Source organism: Streptomyces sp. WAC05292 (genome assembly GCF_003949955.1).
GTDB classification, from domain to species: domain Bacteria; phylum Actinomycetota; class Actinomycetes; order Streptomycetales; family Streptomycetaceae; genus Streptomyces; species Streptomyces globosus.
Genome location: NZ_RPSE01000530.1, coordinates 1 through 3,391, shown reverse-complemented (window position 1 = coordinate 3,391; position 3,391 = coordinate 1). Strand labels below are relative to the sequence as shown.

General features: G+C 75.2%; 2 protein-coding genes. Both read left to right on the top strand.

Translation table 11 applies throughout. From position 1 onward, the window contains the following. On the top strand, positions 1–1,530 hold a 1,530-nt coding region (locus tag EF903_RS30490; RefSeq protein ID WP_125548221.1), incomplete at its 5' end, for an HD domain-containing protein. Positions 1,531–1,635: 105 nt separating this feature from the next. Further along, positions 1,636–3,204 carry a signal recognition particle protein gene (gene ffh, locus EF903_RS30485; protein WP_125548220.1) on the top strand — a complete coding sequence of 523 codons (1,569 nt, stop codon included), beginning with the start codon at positions 1,636–1,638 and terminating at the stop codon, positions 3,202–3,204. Positions 3,205–3,391: the final 187 nt, after the last annotated feature.

The following is a 3,391-nucleotide window of genomic DNA, read 5'->3' as shown; positions in this document are numbered from 1 at the left end:
CGCCCCCGCCTGCGCGGACTCCTCGGCCCCCGCGGACGCGCCGGCGCCGCCGGACCCGCCGAGCGGGCCCCGCTCGCCGAGGGCGTCGTCGAAGCCGACGGCGAAGCCGTCCTGGCGCTCGCCGCCCGCCCCGAACGCGACCCCGTCCTGCCGCTGCGCCTCGGCGCGGCCGCCGCGCAGGCCGGGCTGCCCGTCTCCCGGCACGCCGTACGGCGCCTCGCCGCGCAGGCCCGGCCGCTGCCCGAGCCCTGGCCGGCCGAGGCCCGCGAGCAGCTGGTCACCCTGCTCGGGGCGGGGGAGCCGACGGTCGCCGTCTGGGAGGCGCTGGAGGCCGAGGGCCTGATCTCCCGGATGCTGCCCGAGTGGGAGCGCGTGCGCTGCCGCCCGCAGCGCAACCCCGTCCACACCTGGACCGTGGACCGGCACCTGGTGGAGACCGCGGTAAGGGCCTCCGCGATGACCCGCCGCGTCGGCCGGCCCGACCTGCTGCTGATGGCCGCCCTCCTGCACGACATCGGCAAGGGCCTGCCCGGCGACCACTCCGCCGCCGGGGAGGCCGTCGCCCGCCGGGTCGCGCTGCGCACCGGCTTCGGCGCGGCCGACGCCGACACCCTCGCCTCGCTGGTCCGCCACCACCTGCTGCTGGTCGACACCGCCACCCGGCGCGACCTCGACGACCCCGCCACCGTCCGCACCGTCGCCGACGCCGTCCGCACCCCCGGCACCCTGGAACTCCTGCACGCCCTCACCGAGGCCGACGCCCTGGCCACGGGGCCCGCGGCCTGGTCGGCCTGGCGCGCCTCCCTGGTCGCCGACCTCGTCCGCCGGGTCGCGGCCGTCCTCGGCGGCGCCCCCGACCCCGGGCGCCCCGACCCGGCGCCCACCGCGGAGGAGGAGCGCCTCGCCGTGGAGGCCCTGCGCACCGGGGAGCCCGTCCTGGCGCTGCACCCCCGCCCGGAGGAGGACGCCGTCGGCGCGGAGCTCGCCGTCGCCGTCCCCGACCAGCCCGGCGTGCTGCCCGCCGTCGCCGGCGTCCTCGCCCTGCACCGGCTCACCGTCCGCGCCGCCGACCTGCGCTCGCTGGAACTGCCCGGCCGGCTCGGCGAGGCGCTCGTCCTGCGCTGGCGGGTGGCCGCCGGCTACGGCTCGCTCCCCGAGGGGGCCCGGCTGCGGGCCGACCTCGTCCGGGCCCTGGAGGGCGGCCTCGACGTCTCGGCGAAGCTCGCCGAGCGGGAGGCGGCGTACCCGCGGCGGCGCGGCGTGGTCCCGCCGCCGCCCCGGGTCACCGTCGTCCCGGGGGTGTCCTCTCTCGCCACGGTCCTGGAGGTGCGCGCCCCCGATGCCGTCGGCCTGCTGCACCGCATCGGCCGGGCCCTGGAGGACGCCGGCGTACGGGTCCGCAGCGCGCACGTCTCGACGCTGGGCGCCAACGCGGTGGACTCGCTGTACGTCACCTCGGACGAGGGCAAACCCCTCGCCCCGGCGGAGGCCGCCGCCGTCGCCGAGGGCCTCGCCCGCGCGCTGGCCTGACACCGGGCCCCGCGGGGAATAGCGCCCGCGGGGTCTGGCAGGCGGGCCGGACCGATACCCTGGGGTACGACCACACCGCCCCCGACCCGAGGAATCGCGACCACCGTGTTCGATACGCTTTCCGACCGCCTCAGCGCGACCTTCAAGTCCCTCCGGGGCAAGGGCCGCCTCTCCGAACAGGACATCGACGCCGCGGCCCGGGAAATCCGTATCGCCCTCCTCGAGGCCGACGTCGCCCTCCCGGTCGTCCGCTCCTTCATCGCGAACGTCAAGGAGCGCGCCCGCGGGGCCGAGGTCTCCAAGGCCCTCAACCCGGCGCAGCAGGTCCTCAAGATCGTCAACGAGGAGCTGGTCTCGATCCTCGGCGGCGAGACCCGCCGCCTGCGGTTCGCCAAGACGGCCCCGACCGTGATCATGCTGGCCGGCCTCCAGGGTGCGGGCAAGACCACCCTCGCCGGAAAGCTCGGGTACTGGCTCAAGAGCCAGGGCCACACCCCGCTGCTCGTCGCCTGCGACCTCCAGCGCCCCAACGCCGTCAACCAGCTCGGCATCGTCGCCGAGCGCGCCGGCGTCGGCTTCTACGGCCCGCAGCCGGGCAACGGCGTCGGGGACCCGGTCCAGGTCGCGAAGGACTCCGTCGAGTACGCGCGCACCAAGCAGTACGACATCGTCATCGTCGACACCGCCGGCCGCCTCGGCATCGACGAGGAGCTGATGCAGCAGGCCGCGGACATCCGCGACGCCGTCAGCCCCGACGAGGTCCTGTTCGTCGTCGACGCGATGATCGGCCAGGACGCGGTCAACACCGCGGAGGCCTTCCGCGACGGCGTCGGCTTCGACGGCGTCGTGCTGTCCAAGCTCGACGGCGACGCCCGCGGCGGTGCCGCGCTCTCCATCGCGCACGTCACCGGCAAGCAGATCATGTTCGCCTCGAACGGCGAGAAGGTCGACGACTTCGACGCCTTCCACCCGGACCGCATGGCGGGCCGGATCCTCGACATGGGCGACATGCTCACCCTCATCGAGCAGGCCGAGCGGACGTTCTCGCAGGCCGAGGCCGAGAAGATGGCGGCCAAGCTCGCCAAGGGCCCCAAGGAGTTCACGCTCGACGACTTCCTGGCCCAGATGGAGCAGGTCCGCAAGATGGGCTCCATCTCCAAGCTGCTCGGCATGCTGCCCGGCATGGGGCAGATCAAGGAGCAGATCAACAACATCGACGAGCGCGACGTCGACCGCACCGCCGCGATCATCAAGTCGATGACCCCGGCCGAGCGCCAGGACCCGACGATCATCAACGGCTCGCGCCGCGCCCGTATCGCCAAGGGTTCCGGCACCGAGGTCAGCGCCGTCAAGAACCTTGTCGAGCGGTTCTTCGAGGCCCGCAAGATGATGTCGCGCATGGCCCAGGGCGGCGGCATGCCGGGCATGCCGGGCATCCCGGGCATGGGTGGCGGTCCCGGCCGGCAGAAGAAGCAGGTCAAGCAGGCCAAGGGCAAGCGCAAGAGCGGCAACCCGATGAAGCGCAAGGCGGAGGAGGCGGCGGCCGCCGCCCGCCGCGAGCAGGCCGCGCTGGGCGGTCAGCCGGACGCCGCGGGCAGCCCCTTCGGCCTGCCGGGCGGTGCCCCGGGCGAGGACTTCGAGCTGCCGGACGAGTTCAAGAAGTTCATGAAGTAGTACCGGCGTCCCCGCGGGGCCCCGGCCGCCCGGTGCGGCCGGGGCCCCGGTGCGTCCGGGCCCGAACGGGGCGGTCGGGGCGGTCTGGGCGGTCTGGGGGCGGGGGAGCCCGTCCGGAAGCCGCTGTCCGGAATATCCCTTATGGTCGGCCAGGAGGACGGCAGTAAGGAGGCCCCCGGTGCCCAGC